Genomic DNA, 797 nt, shown 5'->3' with positions numbered 1-797 from the left:
AGATCATCGGCTAAGGCCCCTAAGCGTGTGCTAAGTGGAAAAGGATGTGGGATCGCAGAGACAACCAGGAGGTTGGCTTAGAAGCAGCCACCCTTGAAAGAGTGCGTAATAGCTCACTGGTCAAGTGGTTCCGCGCCGACAATGTAGCGGGGCTCAAGCACACCGCCGAAGCCGTGGCATTCACACGTTAGCCCGCCGACACCTTTCGGGGTGCCGGCCAGGTGTGTGGATGGGTAGGGGAGCGTCGTGTGGCGGTGGAAGCGGCGGAGTGATCCAGCCGTGGACGCCACACGAGTGAGAATGCAGGCATGAGTAGCGAGAGGGGAGTGAGAACCTCCCCCGCCGGAAGACCAAGGGTTCCTGGGCCAGGCTAATCCGCCCAGGGTGAGTCGGGACCTAAGGCGAGGCCGACAGGCGTAGTCGATGGACAACGGGTTGATATTCCCGTACCCGCGAAGGAACGCCCATGCTGAACTCAGCGATGCTAACCCACCGACGCCGGTGCGCCCACTTGTGGGCAATCCGGATTAGCTGGGGACCCGGACTGGTAGTAGGCAAGCGATGGGGTGACGCAGGAAGGTAGTCCTACCGGTGAGTGGTAGTACCGGGGCAAGGGTGTGGCCCGTGGAGTAGGTAAATCCGTTCCACATACAGGGTGAGGCCCGATGCATAGCCGATTGAGGCGAATTGGATGATCCTATGCTGCCGAGAAAAGCCTCTAGCGAGTTCCGAGCGGCCCGTACCCCAAACCAACTCAGGTGGTCAGGTAGAGAATACCGAGGCGATCGAGCGAACTG

At 60.4% G+C, this 797-nt stretch carries 1 rRNA gene; it reads left to right on the top strand.

The annotated features are described in order from the left end of the window. Window positions 1–797 (top strand): 23S ribosomal RNA (locus tag ACI790_RS19845); the annotation flags it as partial.

It is taken from the genome of Blastococcus sp. SYSU DS0539 (assembly GCF_054050855.1).
The sequence above is the reverse complement of the archived record's forward strand: the minus strand, read 5'-3'. Positions and strand labels throughout refer to the sequence as shown.